We start from the raw sequence: 20,295 nt of genomic DNA on the forward strand, positions 1-20,295 counted from the left end.
CATGGCAGAAGAAAAGAAAGGTTTTTTTAAACGATTAGTCAGTGGACTGGCAAAGACCAGAGACAATATCGTAGCCGGATTTGACAGTATTTTCAGTGGTTTTTCCAGTATTGATGAAGATTTTTATGAAGAGCTGGAAGAGATTCTGATCATGGGTGATATCGGAATCAATGCGACCACTTCTATTATTGAGAATTTAAAGAAAGAGGTTTCCGAACGTCATATTAAGGAACCGATGGAATGTAAACAGCTTCTGATCAATGAGATCAAGGATCAGATGCGTGTGGACAGCACAGAGTATGAATTTGAGAACCGCAGATCCGTAGTTTTGGTGATCGGTGTCAATGGTGTCGGAAAAACCACTTCAGTAGGAAAGCTTGCAGGAAAATTAAAAGACCAGGGCAAGAAGGTTATCCTTGCAGCAGCCGATACTTTCCGCGCAGCAGCAGGAGAGCAGCTTACTGAGTGGGCGAATCGTGCAGGTGTGGAGATCATCGGCGGACAGGCAGGAGCAGATCCTGCATCTGTTATCTATGATGCGGTGGCAGCAGCCAAAGCAAGAAATGCAGACGTACTTCTCTGTGATACAGCAGGACGTCTTCATAATAAAAAGAACCTTATGGAAGAACTCCGCAAGATTTACAGGATCCTGGAGAGGGAGTATCCGGATGCATATCTGGAGACATTGGTAGTGCTGGATGGTACCACCGGACAGAATGCCCTTGCACAGGCGAGACAATTTGCGGAGGTCGCAAATGTCAGCGGTATTATCCTTACCAAGCTGGACGGAACTGCCAAGGGAGGTATTGCAGTTGCCATCCAGTCTGAACTGGATATTCCGGTGAAGTACATTGGCGTAGGAGAAAGTATTGACGATCTTCAGAAATTCGATGCAGATGCATTTGTAAATGCGTTGTTTGATGTAGACCATAAAGAAAACCCGGACGCTCAAGATTAGGATGTATTTTCGGAGTCAAAACAAGTACAAAAAGATTCCGGGAGTACATTTAGGACAAAATGGAGGAAAAAACAATGCTTACTTTAGAGAGTTTTGAACAGGCATCAGAGATCGTAAAACAGGTCACACAGGAAACAAAGCTGATCAAGAGCAGCTATTTCAGTGAACTTACAGGAAATAAGGTTTATTTAAAACCGGAGAATATGCAGCGTACAGGTGCATATAAGGTTCGTGGTGCCTATTATAAGATCAGCACTCTTTCCGATGAAGAGAGAAATAAAGGTCTGATCACAGCATCCGCCGGAAATCATGCACAGGGTGTTGCCTATGCTGCGCATAAATATGGTGTGAAGGCAGTGATCGTTATGCCCACTACAACTCCGCTGATCAAGGTTGAGAGAACAAAGAGTTACGGTGCAGAGGTTATCCTGCATGGTGATGTATATGATGAGGCATGTGCACATGCACTGGAACTTGCTGAGAAAGAGGGATATACCTTTATCCATCCTTTCGATGATCCGGCAGTTGCCACAGGACAGGGTACCATTGCAATGGAGATCGTTCAGGAGCTTCCGCTTGTTGATTATATTCTGGTTCCGATCGGTGGAGGCGGACTTGCAACAGGTGTTTCCACACTTGCAAAGCTGTTAAATCCACATATCAAAGTCATTGGTGTGGAACCGGCAGGGGCTGCCTGCATGAAGGCTTCTCTGAAGAAGGGTGAGGTTGTGACTCTTCCGCACGTAAATACGATTGCTGACGGTACTGCCGTACAGACACCCGGAAAGAAAATCTTCCCGTATATCCAGAAGAATCTGGACGATATCATCACTATCGAGGATGATGAACTGATCGTTGCTTTCCTTGACATGGTTGAGAACCATAAGATGATCGTAGAGAATTCCGGTCTTCTGACAGTGGCAGCGCTTCGTCATCTGGATGTGAAGGGAAAGAAGATTGTTTCTATCTTAAGCGGTGGAAACATGGATGTTATTACCATGTCTTCTGTTGTTCAGCATGGTCTGATCCAGAGAGACAGAATCTTCACAGTATCTGTGCTCATTCCGGATAAGCCGGGCGAACTGGTACGCGTGGCAAGCGTGATCGCCAGGGCTCAGGGCAATGTTATCAAGCTGGATCATAACCAGTTTGTAAGCACGAACAGAAATGCGGCAGTGGAACTTAAGATCACATTGGAGGCTTTTGGCACAGATCATAAGAATGAGATTGTTAAAGCTCTCGAAGATGCAGGATGCAGACCAAAGGTGATCCGCCCAAGTCTGTGATTGTCTCAGAGTAGCATCTGCCATGTAAATAAATGAAATGGGAGCCCTGGTGTTCAGTATATGGATATCAGGGCTTTTTGTAACTTATATTAGAGGTCTCAAAGGGACGCGCAGAAAAACAGTTTGTTTCGTGTGCGGTTTCGGGATCTAAGATATTCTAAGCTGCCATAAATCTGCTAAAAGCATGAGCCGTCTTATCAAACTCGCTCCGTTGCAAACTTCGCTCAGACAGTGATGCAGCCGGCTCATAACGCAGATTTCTGCCAGCTAAGAATATCTAAGATCCCTGCAAATGCACACGAAACAAACTGTTTTTCTTCGCTGGATATTTAGCGGTAATTTATGGAATTGCTATAAATTAACTTTGTCAAGAGAAGATGCTTGATATTAATTTTGAAAGAATGCCGTAAATACGCGCTTTTCCGGGCATATTGGCAGGAGTCTGTGACAATCTTGTGACAAATGCGGGAAAAATATGAATTTACAGTGTGAGAAAGCAGTAGAAAAGATATGGTGGTTCGGTTATAATAAAGAAAAAAGTATCGAAGCAGGAAAGGAGAAAACATTATGCCGGTAACAATAAAAATATTGTTGAATCAGTATACCGAAATATTACGGAAGATATATGGAAGTCATTTAAAGACAGTAATTTTATATGGATCCTATGCAAGGGGAGATTATAAGGCAGATTCTGATATAGATATAATGATTCTCCTGGACTTGTCAGACATAGATATTAAACAGTATCGCCATGAATTGTCAGGAGAAACTTTTGATTTCAATATGGATCATGACCTTGATATTAAACCGATAGCAAAAAGCCAACAGCATTTCCAGAACTGGGTTGATGTATACCCATTTTATGCGAATGTAAAGAAAGAAGGGGTGAAACTGTTTGATGCAGCCTAATGAAAAGGGAACGCAGAAAGATTTGGTATTGTATCGTATTGAAACCTCTAAAAGTGACATCAAAGCAGCTGAAATCCTTTTGGCAGCTAAAGAATTCCGTGGAGCAAATAACCGGGCATATTATGGGATTTACCATGCAATATCAGCTGTGCATGCGTTGGATGGCAATGCGTATAAAAGACATAAAGATGCTCTGGCGAATTTCAATAAGAATTATGTAAAAACGGAGATTTTTCCGAGAAAGCTTGGAAAGAAAATTGTTGAATCAGAAGAAATCCGTCATGCCAGTGATTATGATGATTTCTATATAGCGACAAGAGAAGAGGCTGAGGAACAGATCCAGACAGCAAAAGAGTTGGTATCACGTGTAGAAGAATATGTACAGGCAAGATGGAAGAAAGAGTCTGAAAAAACTGTTCGAAATGCGGAATACCTGGATATGATAGACAGAGGAATTGCTCAGTTATCAGCAGGCAATGGGCAGGAACATGAGCTGAACGAGACAGACTGATGATGTAAGTTGGTTGTCTTACAACATAAATGGGAATGGATTTCTTTGGACCATCACCTGTAGAGGCCATTATGAAGATTAATTAGAAAAAGGACTGGGATCATAATAATATGGTTCTGGTCTTTTTGCGGTAGAAACGTGTTGCTGAATATAAAGAAAGTTAGATTTAAAAAATTATGATAAAGAAAATGTAGTGAGGAGGATAGTATGCCATCAAAAGCGTATAAAACATTCCAAAAAAATCTTAATCAGGTGAATAAATTAATTGAAACATATAATCATGAATTGGAAAGAAACTCAGGAAGAGGAAAAAAGAGCCTTGATCATTTGACTAGGGCTGGATTGATTTTTTTATGTTCATCTTTTGAAGTATATGTAGAATCTGTTACTTACGAAACGGGGAATTTCATAACAAGAAAAATATATCAGCCTAAAAAATTGCCCATGGAAGCAAAGAAAACTATTTCAGATGCTGTGAAAAAAGAAAAAAATGATATTTCGCCAATTTTATTTTACGATGATTGGAAAGAATATTATAGAAAATTAATATATTATGATATTAAGAAATTAAATACACCAAAAGTACAGAATATACAACAGTTATTTAAAAATTATTTTGGAATTAGTGAAAATGAGATTGATGATACGGCATTTCCATTTAAATCTTTGGGTGATATTATTTCTACGAGGGGAGATGTTGCGCACAATATATATAGTGAAAAATATTTAAGGAAAGGTAAGTTATTAGAATATGTCGATACTATAAAAGCTTGTGTATTAGAAATGGATAAATTATTATATAAGTAAAGAATTTACGGCTAATTGCCAACACATAAATAAGTAATATTCTAATATGATGAGTTACCCATTTGTCGAGCAACTCATCATATTATTATGAAATTATATCGGCATTTATGAATTTAAATTTCTATATCGCCTATATTCTAACGGTGACATAGAAAATCGTTTTTTAAAAACCAATGCAAATTTACTTTGATTCATGTAACCGACCTGTTCTGCTATTTCTGCAACAGAGAGTGTAGTAGATACAAGTAATTCCGCAGCTCGTTTCATTCTACATTCACGCAGATAAAAAGATATGTTCTGACCAAAAACTCCTCGAAAATAATTTTTTAAGCTAGTTTCACTAACAGAAAATTGCGCTGCTAATTCCCATGCTGGATGATGTTGACGTAAATCAGAAGTAATAATTTTTTCAACACGTTTTGCGATATCTACCTGCGTTTCAGTAAAGAATGTGCAGGCTTGTGATGGGGGAATATCGTTAAGGTTTTGCATCAGCGAAAATAATGCCAGAGCATAGACCTTCATTTGAGAAATTGAAAATGGGGGTGCAATATCCAAAAGTCCCCAAAGTTTCGTCAATATTTCCTCGACTTCAGGAGCAACCGTCGAAATATAGGTATTACCATCAGGGCAAAAAAGTTCAATGATTTTGTGAAAGTCAATGCCGAACTCTTTTTTTATCCATGCACTTTCTGATGTCAGCGTATCAGTATCAACGAAAAGTTCCATTCCTTCATAGATACGGCGAGGATAGACATATTGTTTTTGTGCGAAACGCTCTGTGAGAGAAATTTCTCTATCTTTCACATACACAAAGTTTTCGTTATTCAAGACAATCTCACAACGCCCGGTTACACAATAGTTTAGAAGTAATGGACCTTTTTCAATGGAGCTATCTTCACAGAAATTGGGTGCTACCCATGTAGGAGAATTTACGAAGATATAAGCAATAGTAAGCCCGGAGAAAAGCGGGAAAAAAGTCATCGATCCTTTTCCATCTTTGGTTTTCATAAGTAGTTCTGCGCTGAAATCACTGCGTTTTATTGAAATACCAGGAATTTCAATACATTTTCTTATAATATCATCAATCTTCATTTTAGCTCCTATCACTCAATTATCGCACTTCTTACATTTGTTTTTAATTATATTATAGGTTTGGAAAAGGAGTCAGTCAACAGAAAAACTCGTTGCTGTTTGGAGCTAAAAAGCTAATTGGTTGTAGAGAGGCATGACTAACTGTGTTATCTTAGAAAGAGGTTAGAGTTTGCTAACCAACAAATGAATGGAGGTATTCGTTATGAACAACAAGTTACAAGCAAAGGATCTGATTAACCTGGGTCTGTTCACCGTTCTCTACTTTGTGATTGGTTGTTGTGTCGCCATTCCTATTGGGTTTGTGCCTATCTTTTTGCCAATCCTCGGTGCCTTGTGGTCTTTGATTACAGGTATCCCCTTCATGCTGTTCCTGACAAGAGTAAAAAAATTCGGCATGGTTACGATTATGGGGATTTTGAGCGGTTTACTGATGGGCCTGACCGGCATGGGTTTCTGGGGTGTACCAATGGGTCTGATCTTTGGCGTTCTGGGAGATTTGATTTTGAAATCCGGCGGTTATAAAAGTGCTAAAAAGAGCCTGATTGGTTATGCGGTATTCAGTCTTTGGATGGTTGGTACATACATTCCGATGTATTTTATGGTAGAGGACTCCTGGACCAGTTTTGCGGCCAGCTTCGGTGAGGAATACGCTGACCAGGTGATGGCTGTCATGCCCATGTGGAGCATTGTTCTGGTAATTGCCGGAATTTTTGTCTTTGCAATTTTTGGCGGCCTGTTAGGTAAGGCGCTTCTGAAAAAACATTTTGTTAAAGCGGGAATTGTGTAATGGACGGGGTATCATTCTCTGCGACGACTGAAAATAGAAAAGGGATATTGCTTGACCCTCGTACAAAGCTTCTGTTGTTGTTGACGATTACAACTCTGATGTTCAGCACCAGCAATGAGGGGATTATGAACATTGTCAAGCCCTGTTTAAGTCTTGTCCCTTTTGTACTGATTTTATCAGAACATCGCTTTAAAACAGCCGGAAAATATTTACTGCTCTATGTAGCCTGCTTTGCATTGGAACGGATTGCCCTTGTATATTTAAGCGGCTTGCTTTCTTTCATTGTGATGGCAGTTACATCCATTATGACACGGTTTGCGCCTGGCATCATGACTGGTGCATGGCTGATCTCCTCGACTTCCGTCAGCGAGTTTATCGGCGCTATGGAGCGTATGCACATCACAGAAAAAATCGTCATCCCCATGTCTGTGATTTTTCGCTTTTTCCCTACAATCAGCGAAGAATATCAGGCAATCCGGGATGCCATGAAAATGCGGGGTATCCGCTTCGGTGGGAGACATCCTTTGCTGATGGTGGAATACAGGCTGGTTCCTTTGATGGTATCCGTTGTAAAGATTGGTGACGAACTTTCTGCTGCTGCGTTGACACGGGGGCTGGGTGCCCCTGTTAGACGCACAAATGTATGCCAAATTGGTTTTCATTTTCAAGATGTAGTTGCCGCCCTATTCTGTATCCTCTGTTTTATTGTATTTCTGCTTCAGAAACAACTTGTCTTTTGAAAGGGGGTGAGCCTGTGATACGGATTGACCATGTGACCTTCTCTTATGGAGAAGAAAGCGAGAGTGCCGGTGGTGTTCAGGATATAAACCTGAACATAGAGGATGGACAATTTATTGTACTTTGCGGCGAAAGCGGCTGTGGGAAAACAACAATTACCCGCCTGATTAACGGCCTGATCCCTCACTACTATGAGGGCAAAATGAGCGGAAATGTTTGGGTGAATAAGGCAAAGATTTCGGAGCAGCCCCTTTATGATACTGCAAAAACAGTTGGTAGCGTATTTCAAAATCCACGCTCTCAATTTTTTAATGTGGACACGACCAGTGAAATTACATTCGGATGTGAAAATCTCGGCCAGCCAGAGCGAAGTATTCGAGAACGATTAGAAAAAACCGTCCAGGATTTTCATTTGGAGAAACTGATGGGGCGCAATATTTTTCACCTCTCCGGGGGAGAAAAACAGAAAATCGCCTGTGCCGGGGTGTCGATTATGGAGCCTGATGTACTTGTTATGGATGAACCATCATCTAACCTCGATGCTTCTTCTATTCTCGATTTGAGATCCATACTTGCATTTTGGAAGTCGCAGGGAAAAACAATTATCGTGTCAGAACATCGGCTTTACTACCTGCGAGGCCTTGCGGATCGCTTTATTTATATTACTGCCGGACAAGTGGAAAGGGATTACTCTGCGGCAGAGTTTGAGCAACTTACAGAGCAGCAAAGAGCCGATATGGGACTTCGCACCTTTATTCTTGAAGATTTGCTACCGCCCGAAATATCACCGCAAATCGGAGAACAAATGCAGCTTCGCAATTTCTGTTTTGCCTACAGAAACGAGCCGGAAACGCTTCACATTCATGAAAGCAAAATTCCGGCGAACCGTATTGTAGCGATTATTGGAAATAATGGAGCTGGAAAATCGACTTTCTCCCGGTGCTTTTGCGGTTTGGAAAAGCGGTGCGGCGAAGTTATATGGAATGGAAAAGCCTACCGTCCCAAAGACAGGTTGAATACCTGCTATATGGTAATGCAGGAAGTCAATCATCAGCTTTTTACGGAAACGGTGTTAGATGAGGTTTTAATCAGCATGGAGGACGAAAGCGAGGAGCAGGCAGAAAAAATCCTTGCCGAGTTAGATTTGACAGATTTCAAAGACAGACACCCTATGTCCCTCTCCGGCGGTCAGAAACAGCGGGTAGCGATTGCCTCAGCAATCGCGTCTAAACGCTCTATTTTATTTTTTGATGAACCGACCAGCGGCCTTGATTATAAGCACATGAAAGAGGTTGCAAATGTCCTGCGACAAGTCAGGGACACGGGTATTACCGTGTATGTCATTACTCATGACCTTGAGTTGATATTAGACTGTTGTACGGATATTGTCCATTTTGAAGATGGTTCTATCATCGACCAATTTCCAATGGATGCGGATGGACTTGAAAAAATTAGAAACTATTTCATAAAGGGGGTATCTGTAAAGTGAAAGAAGAAAAGAAAGAGTCGCCCATAGGCGTCTTATGGGGATGGGGCAAACTTTATCATGGAAAATTCATCGGCAGTATTATCCTTGCAGTATTAGGCGTGGCCTGCCAGATGGTGCCCTATTTCTGCGTGGCGCATATTGTCACAATGATGTTGTCTGGGGAACAGAATTTTTCCCGCTATGTGACCGCTGGCATTATTGCATTGTGCGGCTACTTTGGGAAAGTGCTGTTTTCCAGTCTTTCTACAACGATTTCCCACACGGCGACCTATTACACGCTGCGCGATCTGCGAGAGAATATCACCGCAAAGCTGGCCCGCGTCCCGATGGGGACGATTTTAGACACTCCGTCCGGCCAGTACAAAACGACGATTGTTGACCGGGTTGAAGGCATGGAATCGACCTTCGCACACCTGCTCCCGGAAATGACCGCAAATGTGCTGGTGCCTTTGGTGATTGTCGTATATCTGTTCGTTATGGACTGGCGCATGGCGCTCCTGTCCCTTGTTACGTTGGTGGTGGGCCTTGCTGTCATGTCCGCCGGTATGAAGAATTATCCCGTCAAATGGGAGGGCGCGGTTAAAGCGGGAAAGCAGATGGCAAACGCCATTGTAGAATACATCGGCGGGATTGAGGTGGTAAAGGCGTTCAGCCAATCCGCCGGTTCCTACAAAAAATATTCTGACGCGGTGAATTATAACGCCAACTATTATGTGGACTGGATGCGTGAAAACCAGAAAATCATGAGCGCCTACAACGCCATCCTGCCCTCAGTGCTGATCTGCGTGCTGCCCTGCGGCTTCGCGTTCTGGCTCTCCGGCAGTCTGGAGCTTTCCACCTTCCTGTCCATTGTGATTTTCTCGCTGGGGCTGATCGGGCCGATTATTGCGGCCTTTACCTTTACGGACGATTTGGCCGTACTGGGGACAAATGTGGAAGAAATCAGCCAGCTTCTGAACGCCGAAGAACTGAACCATAAAGAAACGCCGATCAAGCTGGAAGATACCGGCATTTCTCTTAGGTCTGTGTCGTTTTCCTATGACGGGACAACAGAGGTTTTGCATGATGTGAATCTCGCCATCCACCCCGGAACCATGACCGCCCTTGTAGGGCCGTCCGGCTCCGGCAAATCTACGGTGGCGAAGCTGATTGCCGGGTATTGGGATGTTACATCCGGCAGCATTACCCTCGGCGGCCATGAGCTGAAGGATATGCCGCTGTCTGAAATTGCAGACCAGATTTCCTATGTATCTCAGGATAACTACCTGTTTAACCGCAGTATCCGGGAGAATATCCGCATGGGAAGCCCCAGTGCCACGGACGCAGAGGTGGAGCAAGCAGCCAAACAAAGCGGCTGCGACGCCTTTATCCGCAAGCTGGATAATGGCTATGATACGGTTGTCGGCAGCGCCGGTTCCCATCTTTCCGGCGGTGAACGCCAGCGGATTGCCATCGCCCGCGCCATGCTGAAAAATGCGCCGGTTGTCATTTTGGATGAGGCAACTGCCTATATCGACCCAGAGAATGAGGCGCTGGTGCAGAAAGCCATTTCCACTTTAACTGTCGGCAAGACCCTGATTGTGATCGCACACCGGCTGTCTACCATTGTTGGCGCAGATAACATCGTTGTGGTGAAGGATGGAACCATCCACGCACAGGGTACGCATGAGAAGCTGCTGGAAACCTGCCCCCTCTACCGGGATATGTGGCAGGCGCACATCGGCGCGAAAGACCAGATGTAAGGGGGTGTTGTCAGATGTATGGAACATTGAAAAAAATCTTTGCTTTTGCAGGCAGCAAAAAGGGGCTTCTAAAAAAATCCCTGTTATTCTCATTCCTGTCCGGGCTGTTTTCAGCCATGCAGTTTGCCGCCCTCTTTGTAGTGATCGGCGCGGTAGTATCTGACAACCGGGACGGAAAGTTTATCTGCATTTCGCTGGGAATTATGGCCGTTTCCCTCATTGGGCGTATCATCACGACCTATTTTTCCACGATGGAGCAGACGGAAACCGGCTATTGCATGGTGGCGGAAAAGCGTATCCACATCGGAGATCGGCTGCGCTACATCCCGATGGGCTACTTCAACAAGAATAGTATCGGGAATATTACCGCCATTGTCACAACAACTTTGGGTGATGTAGAGAACTCAGCAGCCCGTGTCCTGGTGTCAGTGCTGGGCGGTTTTTTCAACTCGGTTGCCCTCGTCATCGTCCTGTTGGTATTTGACTGGCGGATCGGTCTTGTGGCCGCTGCCGGTGTCCTGATTTACCTTGCGGCGGCGGAACTGGCGCTTCGCAAATCTGCCGCGCTCAGCGGGGTACGCCAGCACACACAGGAGTCCCTTGTGGAGTCTGTGTTGGAGTACATTCAGGGGATGGGGATTGTCAAAGCATTTGGACTGGAACAGGACAGCACGCAGTCTATCGGCAGTGCAATTAAGGCGAGCTGCCGGGATAACCTGAAATTGACAAAGGCCAGCGTTCCCTATGACGCTATCAAACAGGCTGTTGTCCGAGTGTTCAGCGTCCTGTTGCTTTTGGCCTCGGTCTGGTTCTGGCTGGACGGCTCCCTGCCGCTGGCCTACGGCCTGATTTTGGTGATTGCTTCTTTCATGGTGTTCAACGATTTGGAGAACGCCGGGAATATGGCCTCTTTGCTGCAAATGCTGGCGGCCTCGATGGATACGGCAAACTCCATTGATGACACGCCGGTAATGGACGAGAAAGGCGCTGATATTACGCCGAAGTCCAGCGAGATCGTGTTTAACAAGGTGGATTTTTCCTACGCAGACCGTAAGATATTAGATCAGGTCAGCTTTACCATTACCGAAAAAACGACTACGGCCATTGTCGGCCCTTCCGGGGCAGGAAAGACAACGATGTGCAACCTGATTGCACGTTTTTGGGATGTGAATGCCGGGAAGATTACCATAGGCGGTACGGATGTACGGGATTTCAAGCTGGACAGCCTGATGAAGAATATCTCGATGGTGTTCCAGAGCGTGTACCTCTTTGCAGATACGATTGAGAACAATATCAAGTTTGGCTGCCCGGACACTACCCATGAGCAGGTGGTTGAAGCGGCGAAAAAGGCTTGCTGTCATGACTTTATTTCTGCCCTGCCAGATGGCTATGACACCGTGATTGGCGAGGGCGGCGGCACTTTGTCCGGAGGCGAGAAACAGCGGATTTCCATCGCCCGCGCCATGCTGAAGGACGCACCTATCATCATTTTGGACGAGGCAACAAGCAGCGTTGACCCGGAGAATGAGGATGAATTGCAGCGGGCTATCGAGGCATTGACCCATGACAAGACCATTATCATGATTGCCCACCGTCTGAAAACGGTCCGCGACGCCGATCAGATCCTTGTACTGGACAATGCACACATTATCCAGCGCGGCACTCATGCAGAGCTGATTCGGCAGAAGGGCCTGTATGCCGATTTTGTATCGGCCAGACAGGAGGCCATCGGCTGGAAGCTGGCTCAGTAAAGGAGGACTTATGAACCTTTATGCATCTGGAGAAGATTATGTAGAAGCAATTTTGGTTCTCTATAAAAAATTTGGAAGCGTCCGCTCGGTAGACATCGCTCGACATATGGAAGTATTAAGTGAGCTGTATACATTAACCAAAGATTTTTGTAACATTATATTCTCAAAAAATGCTGCAAAATTAGACGAATGGATCAATACAGCACAAAAATATGATATTTCTGAATTTCAAACATTTATAAACGGTGTAAAAAAGGACTTAACTGCTGTAAAAAACGGAATCATATATTCGTATAATAACGGCTTGCAGAAGGTAGTGTAAATAAAATCAAAATTATAAAACGAATAATGTATGGCAGAAACAGTTTTGAATTATTGAAAGCGGAAGTGTTATTTGATGAACTTTTTCACGATAAATTCAACGCTTACGTTTTTCCAGCTTTTCCAGGAGCAGGTGGAAGCATAAACGATGGAATATTGGATGCTGCACTCACACCGAAGCTAATACGGCCAACAACATTTGCAGAGATATCGGGAAATACATCTGAAAGAGCGAAACAGTTTTCAAAGATATTAAAACATTCCCATATACCATATCAGCAAGGTAAAAGATATGTATATGTGGCAGCTTTGCCATCTGGCTATGGTAGTTCCGATTGCAGATGCATATTATGAAGCAGATTGCCTGGAAAAAGCAGGAAAAGAATGGAAGACCGAGAGAAAAACAGCAAAAAGACTGAAAAGAAATTTTTGCTTTTTAAAGAAAAAGTTTACCTGCCGATAAGATTGCTAAAGCCGTTAAGATTGGTGTTGATATTGTACAGAAATGGATTGATGAGAGCATGAGAGTCGCACATTAGAGCGTGTCTGAAAAATCATTCCCGCAATCTGCACGCCCCACTTTGCGGTATATTTTGCCCGAATTCAGTTGCCGTAGCCCGCTACGGCGCCCTCATCCGGGCAAAATTTCCCACAAATTGTGACATACATCTTGCGGAAAGCATTTTTCAGACACACTCTAGCAAATACTGAATTACAATGAAGCTGCCAGAAGATATAATTTTCTGGTGGCTTTTTTTCTGATATCACTGTATATAAAAATATGATAGAATGCAGGTCCTACGATGTCAATTCCTTTTGTAGATGATTCCGGAAACATCAGGAGGCAGGTATCAGACATTGTATTTGCAAATTCTGTTGGACGTGTCTGGAATGAACCTGGTAAGACAAAAAGATGGCAAATCAGAGAAGCGTTGATTTTACGCAGGATAACACAAGACAAAACAAGATAAAATTTAGTTCGTCAAGATAAAATGCTTGACAGCACATTGTAAATAGGTTAATATAGTCAAGGTGATTACAGATGGAGAAGTTTGTAGAGCAAGGTTATTTATATGATTTTTATGGAGAACTTCTGACAGAGAGACAGCAGCAGGTTTATGAGAGCGTGGTGCTGGAGGATTACTCGCTGAGTGAAGTCGCAGAGGATCTGGGCATCAGCAGACAGGGTGTGCATGATATGATCAAGAGATGCAACAAGACCCTTGAAGAGTATGAACAGAAGCTTCATCTTGTAGAGAAATTCCTGAATATACGGGCGCAGGTAAAGCAGATCCGTGTACTTGCCCGGGAATATCATTCCGATGAAATTGTAAATATTTCCAATGAGATTTTAGAGGAGTTATAACATATGGCATTTGAAAGCTTGACAGATAAACTGCAGAATGTATTTAAGAAGTTGCGAAGCAAGGGCCGCCTGACAGAGGAGGACGTTAAGCTTGCCCTTAAGGAAGTAAAGATGGCTCTGTTAGAGGCAGACGTAAACTTTAAGGTTGTGAAGCAGTTTACTAAATCTGTACAGGAGCAGGCAATCGGACAGGACGTTATGAGCGGTCTGAATCCGGGTCAGATGGTGATCAAGATTGTTAATGATGAACTTGTGAAATTAATGGGAAGTGAGACAACAGATCTGCCTCTTCGCCCGGGAAATGAGATCACAGTGTTCATGATGGCAGGTCTGCAGGGTGCAGGTAAGACCACCACAGTTGCGAAGCTTGCAGGTAAGCTGAAATCCAAAGGTAAGAAACCTCTTTTAGTAGCCTGCGATGTTTACCGTCCGGCGGCTATCACACAGTTGCAGGTCAACGGCGAGAAACAGGGCGTGGAAGTATTTTCCATGGGAGATAAGCAGAAGCCTGTGGATATTGCGAAAGCAGCCATAGAGCATGCGAAGGCAAATCAGCAGAATGTCGTACTTATCGATACAGCCGGTCGTCTTCATGTTGATGAAGATATGATGCAGGAACTTGCAGATATCAAGGCGAACATTCAGGTAGATGCAACCATCCTCATTGTAGATGCGATGACCGGACAGGATGCGGTAAATGTGGCAAGCACATTTGCTGATAAAGTAGGAATCGACGGTGTTATTCTTACCAAGATGGATGGTGATACCCGAGGCGGTGCAGCCCTTTCTATCAAGGCAGTAACCGGTAAGCCTATTCTGTATGTAGGTATGGGCGAGAAACTTTCTGATCTGGAGCAGTTCTATCCGGAACGTATGGCTTCCAGAATCCTTGGTATGGGTGATGTCATGAGCCTGATCGAGAAAGCAGAAGCTTCCATCGATAAAGAACAGGCGCAGGACATGCAGAAGAAGTTAAAGAAAATGGACTTTGACTTCAACGATTACCTTACCAGTATGGAACAGATGAACAAGATGGGCGGTATCGGCAGTATCCTGAATATGCTTCCGGGTATGGGCGGTAAGATGAAGGATATTGAGGGAATGATCGATGAGAAAGCCATGGACAGAACCAAGTCAATTATCCTTTCCATGACACCTCAGGAGAGAAGCAATCCGTCAATACTGAACATTTCCAGAAAGAACCGTATTGCCAGAGGTGCAGGAGTAGATGTCTCTGAAGTAAACCGTCTGGTGAAACAGTTTGAGCAGAGCAAGAAGATGATGAAACAGATGCCTGGTCTTATGGGCGGAAAAGCCGGTAAGCGCGGCGGTGGATTTAAACTTCCGTTCGGACTGTAATTGAGAAGTTAGCGAAGCGGATAACGCTTTGACATAAAAGTTACTGTTTCATAGCTGAACAGTAATATAACATAAGAAAACAATATATTTTATTTAATGGAGGAAAAGAAACAATGGCAGTTAAAATCAGATTAAGAAGAATGGGACAGAAGAAAGCACCTTTTTATAGAATCGTAGTTGCAGATTCCCGTTGCAAACGTGATGGAAGATGTATCGAAGAAATCGGCACATACGATCCAAACCTTGAGCCAAGCGCTGTAACAGTTGATGAAGAAGCAGCTAAAAAATGGCTTGCAGCAGGAGCTCAGCCTACAGATGTTGTAGCAAAAATCCTCAAAGATGCCGGAATTGAAAAATAATTCAGATATACCAGGATAAGGTATTTCTGCAGCGTCCGTAGGGGACGGGTCAGGGAGGTATGTAATGAAAGAATTAGTGGAAGTAATTGCAAAATCTCTTGTTGAAAATCCGGATGAAGTAGTTGTTACTGAGACAGAAAAGGAAGACGCAATCATCGTTGAACTGAAAGTCGGACCTGCTGACATGGGCAAGGTTATCGGACGGCAGGGAAGAATTGCGAAAGCGATCCGAACTGTGGTAAAAGCAGCTTCTTCAAAAAGCAGCAAAAAAGTGATTGTAGATATTCTGCAATGAAAATAAGGGTCAGGAGCTGTGGAACATCCCATGGCTCCTGATTTGGGTTTAAGCGGATTTGGAATATGGATCAGCATTCGCTGTGAGCAGGCATAAAAGCAGAATGCAAATGACGTATGATATGAAAATTATAGGAGTCAGCAGATGGAAGATTTATTAAAAGTTGGTGTGATCACTACGACACACGGAATACGCGGGGAAGTAAAAGTATATCCTACCACAGATGCAGACAGATTTCTGGATCTGGAATATGTTCTGCTTGACACAGGCAGAGAGAAAAGAAAGCTTGAAATAGAGAATGTTAAGTATTTCAAGAACCTTGTAATCCTGAAATTCAGGGGAATTGATAATATTAATGATATAGAGATGTATAAAAAAAGAGAACTCTGGATCCCGAGAGAAGAAGCGCAGGAGCTGGAAGAAGATGAATATTACATTGCAGACCTGATCGGTATGGATGTAGTTCTCGAAGACGGAAGCAAATTTGGAACTCTGAAAGATGTAATGGAAACAGGCGCTAATGATGTCTATGTAGTAGAGGATGCCAAAGGCGAAGAAATTCTGCTCCCTGCTATCAGGGAATGTATCCTTGATGTGGATGTGGAGAAGAATGTAATGACCATTCATCTGATGAAAGGATTAATATAAATGAATTTTCATGTTTTAACCCTGTTTCCGGAGATGATTGAAAATGGCATGAATACCAGCATTACCGGACGTGCGATCACAAAAGGTCTCCTCACACTGGAGGCAGTGAACATTCGTGATTATGCATTCAATAAGCACCAGAAAGTGGATGATTATACCTATGGCGGCGGTGCCGGAATGCTGATGCAGGCAGAACCGGTTTACCTTGCTTATGAGGCGATTGCAAACCGTACGGCAAAAAAGCCAAGAGTTGTATATCTGACTCCTCAGGGGCAGGTATTTAACCAGGCTATGGCCAGAGAAATGGCGCAGGAAGAGAATCTGGTATTCCTTTGTGGACACTATGAGGGAATTGATGAGCGTGTTCTGGAGGAAATCGTCACAGATTACGTATCTATCGGAGATTACGTGCTTACAGGCGGCGAACTTCCTGCAATGGTCATGATGGATTCCATTTCAAGAATGGTTCCGGGTGTACTGAACAATCAGGAGTCCGGTGAGACAGAATCCTTTGCAGGAAACCTTCTGGAGTATCCGCAGTACAGCCGTCCGGAAGAGTGGCATGGCAAAAAGGTACCGGAGGTTCTTATGTCCGGTCATCATGCAAACATAGAAAAGTGGCGCAGAGAGCAGTCAATTTACCGCACGGCAAAAAGACGCCCGGATCTTCTTAAGAAAGCTGATCTGACAAACAAAGAATGGAACTATGTGCGCCAGTTAAGGAAACAGTGGAAGGAAGAAGAGGAGCAGATAAAATGAAAACATCAGATTTTTATTATGACCTTCCTCAGGAACTGATCGCTCAGGATCCTCTGGAGGACAGAAGTTCATCCAGACTGATGCATCTGTCTTTAAAAGATGGCAGCATTGAGCATCGCCATTTTACAGATGTTCTGGATTATCTGGAAGAGGGAGACTGCCTGGTCATCAACGATACAAAGGTAATCCCTGCCCGGTTATACGGACATAAAGAAGAGACAGGAGCACTGATCGAGATCCTGCTTCTGAAGCGAAGAGAGAATGATATCTGGGAGTGTCTGGTAAAACCCGGAAAGAAGGCACACCCGGGTGCTAAGATCACATTTGGAAATGGTATTTTAAAAGGTGAGATCATTGATGTGGTGGACGAGGGAAACCGTCTGATCCAGTTCCATTATGAAGGAATCTTTGAAGAAATCCTGGATCAGCTTGGCGAAATGCCTCTGCCGCCTTATATTACACATAAACTGAAAGATAAGAACCGTTATCAGACAGTTTATGCAAAGAACGAAGGCTCCGCAGCAGCACCGACAGCAGGATTGCACTTTACTAAAGAGCTTCTTGAAAAAGTAAAGGAAAAAGGTGTCAATATCGCTCATGTGACTCTTCATGTAGGTCTCGGAACTTTCCGCCCTGTCAAAGTAGATGACGTGGAAAGCCACCATATGCATTCCGAATTCTACATAGTAGAGGAGGATCAGGCAAAGCTGATCAATGACACAAAGAAGGCAGGTAAACGTGTAATAGCAGTAGGAACCACAAGCTGCAGAACACTGGAATCTGCAACAGGAGAAGATGGAATTCTGAAATCCGGAAGCGGATGGACAGAAATCTTTATCTATCCGGGCTATCATTTCAAAATGATCGATGCCCTGATCACAAACTTCCACCTGCCGGAATCCACACTTGTGATGTTGGTGTCTGCGCTGGCAGGCAAGGAGAATATCATGCATGCCTATGAGACTGCAGTGCAGGAAAAGTACAGATTTTTCTCTTTTGGAGATGCTATGATTATCATATAATGTCACCCAAATAATTATATCAATCAATTATCTGGTTATGAGCAAGTAGCGAAGAGGATGCTTTTATCTGCCTGATAAAAGCATAGTAAAAATATAAAAAAGAGCTGAGAAGTCCTTAACTGGATTTTTCAGTTCTTTTGAAGTATTGATGTGATTTTGGATGAATGAAGGCTCTATTTATTCGGCGTCCGAATTATCAGTATCATAGGATTCGTCGTATGTCTCTGCGTCTGTGTCATCTGAAGCTGAACTGTTCATATCAACGATATCGCTATCTGAAGCAGCTGTATCTGCAGAACTGCTCTGGGAGTCATTATTACTGTTATATTTTGCAGTAAAAGTACTGCCTTCTGCAGTAGAAATCCAGGAACTCCGCTCATTGATTTTTCCAAGGATTCTTGTTGCCTCATCACCTTTTGCCGGAGTTGGCTGATAATTATTATATCCATCATAGGCAGCAGAAGAAATGGAGCAGGGAATGATATTGGTCACGTTGTCTTTTTTTACCCCATCGGCATCAATAGTAAAGGTCTGCTGGTAGATCATGGTATCCATATCACTTGGAGAACTGTTGCCGCCGAAGCAGAAGTTTCCGAGGCTGTATACAATATTCCTGCCTTTATAAGTTTCAATACCCTGAAGTACATGCGGATGATGTCCGCATACAAGATCAGCGCCTTCATCGATCGCGATGCGTCCAAGTGTTGTCTGGTTGCTGTCCGGAACGGTTTCCGTTTCATTACCCCAGTGGAAGATCACTACGATCAGCTGTGCCCCGTCTGCCTTTACTTTTGCAATATTGTCTTTTAACTGCTGCTCGCGCTCAAGATGGTCGTACAGTTCATAGATACCGACTAATCCTACTTTGATTCCCTTTACATCCATAACAGCAGTTTCATCATATCCGAAATGAACGATTCCTGCATCATCCAGTGCTGCCAGAGTATCATTGAAACTCTGATCACCGTAATCATGACTGTGATTGTTAGCGGTATTTACGGCTTCTACAGATCCGCCTGTCAGAATAGAGGCATAGGATGCGGGTGCTTTAAACGCAAATGTTTTGTCCTCCCGTTCATCAGAATCGGTGAGTGTTCCCTCAAAATTTGCAATAGTCAGATCATCTGCGGAAAAAATATCTTTTACATTCTGCAGGAAATAATCTGCACCGTAATTTTCATAATAAACATTTAAGCTGGTATCATAATCAAAAGTTTCATCTGTGCCAAGAGTGCAGTCACCGACAACGCTGAGTGTCAGAGAAACAGGAGAAGATACTGTAGCATTGGAGGAATCCGTGTTCTGAGAATCTGAGGATGCTTTTTGGCTGTTGTCCTCAGAAGCGTTCATGGAAACAGTTTTTTTGGCTGCTGCCTGTCTGGAACTCATATAGTTGCTGCATCCGCGGATACCTGCCAGAATAAATATAAAAACCAGAACAAAGATACCGATACCTGTTGCAATCAGCAATTTTTGCCTTTTTTCCTGATAGTATTTTGATTTTTTGTAGATGTCTTTCCTGCGTGCAGAAGAAGATTTCGTCTGGCTTCGCTTGTTGGATTGTAGGCTCATATGTATAGTTCTCGCTTTCGTTTATAATAGATTAGAGATATAGTATTAAAAAAATATTAAAGAGACTGGGCAGTTAAAATATCTGAACAGATGATCAGAATTAACAAAAAATAAATCGTAATTGCTATAGGACATATTCAAAGTATATAGAGGATTCACAGAATCGTCAAGAAATAAGTCTTTTCATAAAACCGTATTTTTGTTATAATACCATGACAAAAGGTTACATAAATATTACAGACAAAGAATGAGATGTGTTATCCTAGAGCGTGTCTGAAAAATCATTCCCGCAATCTGCACGCCCCACTTTGCGGGATATTTCACCCGAATTCAGTTGCCGTAGCCCGCTACGGCGCCCTCATTCGGGCAAAATATCCCACAAATTGTGACGCACATCTTGCAGAAAGCCTTTTTCAGACACGCTCTAAAGCGTATGAAACATGCTCTGAAAGCGCTCAAAGATAATGAGAGATGGGTACGTGAGATAGCACTTCTCAGGAAAGAATATGAGGAAAAATAAA

The 20,295-nt window shown here is 43.4% G+C and carries 24 protein-coding genes and 2 pseudogenes; 21 read left to right on the forward strand and 5 right to left on the reverse strand.

Translation table 11 applies throughout. The annotated features are described in order from the left end of the window. Position 1 precedes the first annotated feature (1 nt). The 5 genes from ftsY (at position 2) to LI074_RS01680 (ending at position 4,471) form a co-directional block, all read left to right on the forward strand. The gene (gene ftsY / locus LI074_RS01660; protein WP_025576916.1) at positions 2 to 958 is read left to right on the forward strand and encodes a signal recognition particle-docking protein FtsY; all 957 of its coding nucleotides are present in this window, start codon (positions 2 to 4) and stop codon (positions 956 to 958) included. A 74-nt stretch (positions 959 to 1,032) separates the two neighbouring features. Then, positions 1,033 to 2,244 (forward strand): threonine ammonia-lyase, encoded by a 1,212-nt coding sequence (ilvA, locus tag LI074_RS01665; RefSeq protein ID WP_008704690.1) that lies wholly within the window; start codon positions 1,033 to 1,035, stop codon positions 2,242 to 2,244. A gap of 567 nt (positions 2,245 to 2,811) precedes the next feature. Next, positions 2,812 to 3,153, forward strand: coding sequence for a nucleotidyltransferase domain-containing protein (locus LI074_RS01670; RefSeq protein WP_173697736.1), 342 nt, complete (start codon positions 2,812 to 2,814; stop codon positions 3,151 to 3,153). Then, positions 3,143 to 3,664, forward strand: a complete 522-nt coding sequence (locus LI074_RS01675) for a HEPN domain-containing protein (protein ID WP_330366222.1) — start codon at positions 3,143 to 3,145, stop codon at positions 3,662 to 3,664. Before LI074_RS01670 ends, LI074_RS01675 begins: the two co-directional genes overlap by 11 nt. 207 nt (positions 3,665 to 3,871) lie before the next feature. Then, positions 3,872 to 4,471 (forward strand): HEPN domain-containing protein, encoded by a 600-nt coding sequence (locus LI074_RS01680; RefSeq protein ID WP_025576913.1) that lies wholly within the window; start codon positions 3,872 to 3,874, stop codon positions 4,469 to 4,471. A gap of 105 nt (positions 4,472 to 4,576) precedes the next feature. Here LI074_RS01680 and LI074_RS01685 read toward each other — a convergent pair whose 3' ends face one another. Beyond that, on the reverse strand, positions 4,577 to 5,566 hold the full coding sequence (locus LI074_RS01685) for a helix-turn-helix domain-containing protein (protein ID WP_025576912.1): 990 nt from the start codon (positions 5,564 to 5,566) through the stop codon (positions 4,577 to 4,579). 202 nt (positions 5,567 to 5,768) lie between these two features. Between LI074_RS01685 and LI074_RS01690 the strand changes: the two genes are divergently transcribed. From LI074_RS01690 to LI074_RS01720, 7 genes and pseudogenes are all read left to right on the forward strand, one after another. After that, positions 5,769 to 6,353: an MptD family putative ECF transporter S component gene (locus tag LI074_RS01690; protein ID WP_022379910.1), complete on the forward strand. Its 585-nt coding sequence runs from the start codon at positions 5,769 to 5,771 to the stop codon at positions 6,351 to 6,353. Next, positions 6,353 to 7,093: an energy-coupling factor transporter transmembrane component T gene (locus LI074_RS01695; protein ID WP_025576911.1), complete on the forward strand. Its 741-nt coding sequence runs from the start codon at positions 6,353 to 6,355 to the stop codon at positions 7,091 to 7,093. The genes LI074_RS01690 and LI074_RS01695 overlap by 1 nt, the downstream gene beginning before the upstream one ends. A 14-nt stretch (positions 7,094 to 7,107) precedes the next feature. After that, entirely contained in the window at positions 7,108 to 8,580 is a 1,473-nt protein-coding gene (locus tag LI074_RS01700) for an ABC transporter ATP-binding protein (RefSeq protein ID WP_025576910.1), read from the forward strand. Further along, positions 8,577 to 10,322 carry an ABC transporter ATP-binding protein gene (locus LI074_RS01705; RefSeq protein WP_025576909.1) on the forward strand — a complete coding sequence of 582 codons (1,746 nt, stop codon included), beginning with the start codon at positions 8,577 to 8,579 and terminating at the stop codon, positions 10,320 to 10,322. Before LI074_RS01700 ends, LI074_RS01705 begins: the two co-directional genes overlap by 4 nt. Positions 10,323 to 10,336: 14 nt before the next feature. Further along, positions 10,337 to 12,073, forward strand: a complete 1,737-nt coding sequence (locus tag LI074_RS01710; protein WP_025576908.1) for an ABC transporter ATP-binding protein — start codon at positions 10,337 to 10,339, stop codon at positions 12,071 to 12,073. A 10-nt stretch (positions 12,074 to 12,083) separates the two neighbouring features. Then, a pseudogene (locus LI074_RS18065) lies at positions 12,084 to 12,188 on the forward strand (metal-dependent transcriptional regulator); the annotation flags it as partial. Positions 12,189 to 12,448: 260 nt separating this feature from the next. Then, positions 12,449 to 12,748: a hypothetical protein gene (locus LI074_RS01720; RefSeq protein WP_243278814.1), complete on the forward strand. Its 300-nt coding sequence runs from the start codon at positions 12,449 to 12,451 to the stop codon at positions 12,746 to 12,748. Positions 12,749 to 12,871: 123 nt separating this feature from the next. Here the strand turns inward: LI074_RS01720 and LI074_RS18070 are convergent, their stop codons facing one another. After that, the gene (locus tag LI074_RS18070) at positions 12,872 to 12,967 is read right to left on the reverse strand and encodes a hypothetical protein (protein WP_334298479.1); all 96 of its coding nucleotides are present in this window, start codon (positions 12,965 to 12,967) and stop codon (positions 12,872 to 12,874) included. A gap of 15 nt (positions 12,968 to 12,982) precedes the next feature. On the opposite strand from LI074_RS18070, the pseudogene LI074_RS18075 reads away from it, so the two are divergent. The 9 genes and pseudogenes from LI074_RS18075 to queA form a co-directional block, all read left to right on the forward strand. Continuing rightward, positions 12,983 to 13,039: pseudogene (locus LI074_RS18075) on the forward strand (DUF6783 domain-containing protein); the annotation flags it as partial. 158 nt (positions 13,040 to 13,197) lie between these two features. Then, positions 13,198 to 13,365 (forward strand): hypothetical protein, encoded by a 168-nt coding sequence (locus tag LI074_RS01725; protein ID WP_172730309.1) that lies wholly within the window; start codon positions 13,198 to 13,200, stop codon positions 13,363 to 13,365. Positions 13,366 to 13,436: 71 nt separating this feature from the next. Continuing rightward, on the forward strand, positions 13,437 to 13,760 hold the full coding sequence (gene ylxM, locus LI074_RS01730; protein WP_008704687.1) for a YlxM family DNA-binding protein: 324 nt from the start codon (positions 13,437 to 13,439) through the stop codon (positions 13,758 to 13,760). Positions 13,761 to 13,763: 3 nt separating this feature from the next. Further along, the gene (gene ffh / locus LI074_RS01735) at positions 13,764 to 15,119 is read left to right on the forward strand and encodes a signal recognition particle protein (RefSeq protein ID WP_008704686.1); all 1,356 of its coding nucleotides are present in this window, start codon (positions 13,764 to 13,766) and stop codon (positions 15,117 to 15,119) included. 113 nt (positions 15,120 to 15,232) lie between these two features. After that, positions 15,233 to 15,478, forward strand: coding sequence for a 30S ribosomal protein S16 (gene rpsP / locus LI074_RS01740; RefSeq protein WP_008704685.1), 246 nt, complete (start codon positions 15,233 to 15,235; stop codon positions 15,476 to 15,478). A 64-nt stretch (positions 15,479 to 15,542) separates the two neighbouring features. Next, positions 15,543 to 15,773 carry a KH domain-containing protein gene (locus LI074_RS01745; RefSeq protein WP_008704683.1) on the forward strand — a complete coding sequence of 77 codons (231 nt, stop codon included), beginning with the start codon at positions 15,543 to 15,545 and terminating at the stop codon, positions 15,771 to 15,773. Positions 15,774 to 15,917: 144 nt separating this feature from the next. Then, positions 15,918 to 16,421, forward strand: coding sequence for a ribosome maturation factor RimM (gene rimM, locus LI074_RS01750; protein WP_008704681.1), 504 nt, complete (start codon positions 15,918 to 15,920; stop codon positions 16,419 to 16,421). Continuing rightward, complete coding sequence (trmD, locus tag LI074_RS01755) at positions 16,422 to 17,180, forward strand: tRNA (guanosine(37)-N1)-methyltransferase TrmD (RefSeq protein WP_173697737.1); 759 nt, start codon at positions 16,422 to 16,424, stop codon at positions 17,178 to 17,180. Continuing rightward, positions 17,177 to 18,202: a tRNA preQ1(34) S-adenosylmethionine ribosyltransferase-isomerase QueA gene (gene queA, locus LI074_RS01760; RefSeq protein WP_173697738.1), complete on the forward strand. Its 1,026-nt coding sequence runs from the start codon at positions 17,177 to 17,179 to the stop codon at positions 18,200 to 18,202. Before trmD ends, queA begins: the two co-directional genes overlap by 4 nt. 177 nt (positions 18,203 to 18,379) lie before the next feature. Here the strand turns inward: queA and LI074_RS01765 are convergent, their stop codons facing one another. The 3 genes from LI074_RS01765 to LI074_RS18085 all read right to left on the reverse strand — a co-directional run bounded on the left by LI074_RS01765 (position 18,380) and on the right by LI074_RS18085 (position 20,170). After that, positions 18,380 to 19,774 (reverse strand): CapA family protein, encoded by a 1,395-nt coding sequence (locus tag LI074_RS01765; RefSeq protein ID WP_173697739.1) that lies wholly within the window; start codon positions 19,772 to 19,774, stop codon positions 18,380 to 18,382. Positions 19,775 to 20,008: 234 nt separating this feature from the next. After that, positions 20,009 to 20,098, reverse strand: a complete 90-nt coding sequence (locus tag LI074_RS18080; protein WP_368221829.1) for a DUF6783 domain-containing protein — start codon at positions 20,096 to 20,098, stop codon at positions 20,009 to 20,011. A gap of 6 nt (positions 20,099 to 20,104) precedes the next feature. Continuing rightward, positions 20,105 to 20,170: a DUF6783 domain-containing protein gene (locus LI074_RS18085; RefSeq protein ID WP_319017442.1), complete on the reverse strand. Its 66-nt coding sequence runs from the start codon at positions 20,168 to 20,170 to the stop codon at positions 20,105 to 20,107. Positions 20,171 to 20,295: the final 125 nt, after the last annotated feature.

The sequence above is a fragment of the Blautia sp. MSK18_10 genome, from assembly GCF_020553185.1.
GTDB classification, from domain to species: domain Bacteria; phylum Bacillota; class Clostridia; order Lachnospirales; family Lachnospiraceae; genus Blautia_A; species Blautia_A wexlerae.

Excerpts from the sequence above, each read along its gene's own strand:
- ffh (WP_008704686.1), top strand. The coding sequence starts at position 13,764 with ATGGCATTTGAAAGCTTGACAGATAAACTGCAGAATGTATTTAAGAAG.
- LI074_RS01765 (WP_173697739.1), bottom strand. The coding sequence starts at position 19,774 with ATGAGCCTACAATCCAACAAGCGAAGCCAGACGAAATCTTCTTCTGCA.
- rpsP (WP_008704685.1), top strand. The coding sequence starts at position 15,233 with ATGGCAGTTAAAATCAGATTAAGAAGAATGGGACAGAAGAAAGCACCT.
- LI074_RS01680 (WP_025576913.1), top strand. The coding sequence starts at position 3,872 with ATGCCATCAAAAGCGTATAAAACATTCCAAAAAAATCTTAATCAGGTG.
- LI074_RS01690 (WP_022379910.1), top strand. The coding sequence starts at position 5,769 with ATGAACAACAAGTTACAAGCAAAGGATCTGATTAACCTGGGTCTGTTC.
- trmD (WP_173697737.1), top strand. The coding sequence starts at position 16,422 with ATGAATTTTCATGTTTTAACCCTGTTTCCGGAGATGATTGAAAATGGC.
- LI074_RS01685 (WP_025576912.1), bottom strand. The coding sequence starts at position 5,566 with ATGAAGATTGATGATATTATAAGAAAATGTATTGAAATTCCTGGTATT.
- LI074_RS01710 (WP_025576908.1), top strand. The coding sequence starts at position 10,337 with ATGTATGGAACATTGAAAAAAATCTTTGCTTTTGCAGGCAGCAAAAAG.
- LI074_RS01695 (WP_025576911.1), top strand. The coding sequence starts at position 6,353 with ATGGACGGGGTATCATTCTCTGCGACGACTGAAAATAGAAAAGGGATA.
- LI074_RS01670 (WP_173697736.1), top strand. The coding sequence starts at position 2,812 with ATGCCGGTAACAATAAAAATATTGTTGAATCAGTATACCGAAATATTA.
- LI074_RS01725 (WP_172730309.1), top strand. The coding sequence starts at position 13,198 with ATGTCAATTCCTTTTGTAGATGATTCCGGAAACATCAGGAGGCAGGTA.
- LI074_RS01745 (WP_008704683.1), top strand. The coding sequence starts at position 15,543 with ATGAAAGAATTAGTGGAAGTAATTGCAAAATCTCTTGTTGAAAATCCG.
- LI074_RS01675 (WP_330366222.1), top strand. The coding sequence starts at position 3,143 with ATGCAGCCTAATGAAAAGGGAACGCAGAAAGATTTGGTATTGTATCGT.
- ftsY (WP_025576916.1), top strand. The coding sequence starts at position 2 with ATGGCAGAAGAAAAGAAAGGTTTTTTTAAACGATTAGTCAGTGGACTG.
- ylxM (WP_008704687.1), top strand. The coding sequence starts at position 13,437 with ATGGAGAAGTTTGTAGAGCAAGGTTATTTATATGATTTTTATGGAGAA.
- queA (WP_173697738.1), top strand. The coding sequence starts at position 17,177 with ATGAAAACATCAGATTTTTATTATGACCTTCCTCAGGAACTGATCGCT.
- rimM (WP_008704681.1), top strand. The coding sequence starts at position 15,918 with ATGGAAGATTTATTAAAAGTTGGTGTGATCACTACGACACACGGAATA.
- ilvA (WP_008704690.1), top strand. The coding sequence starts at position 1,033 with ATGCTTACTTTAGAGAGTTTTGAACAGGCATCAGAGATCGTAAAACAG.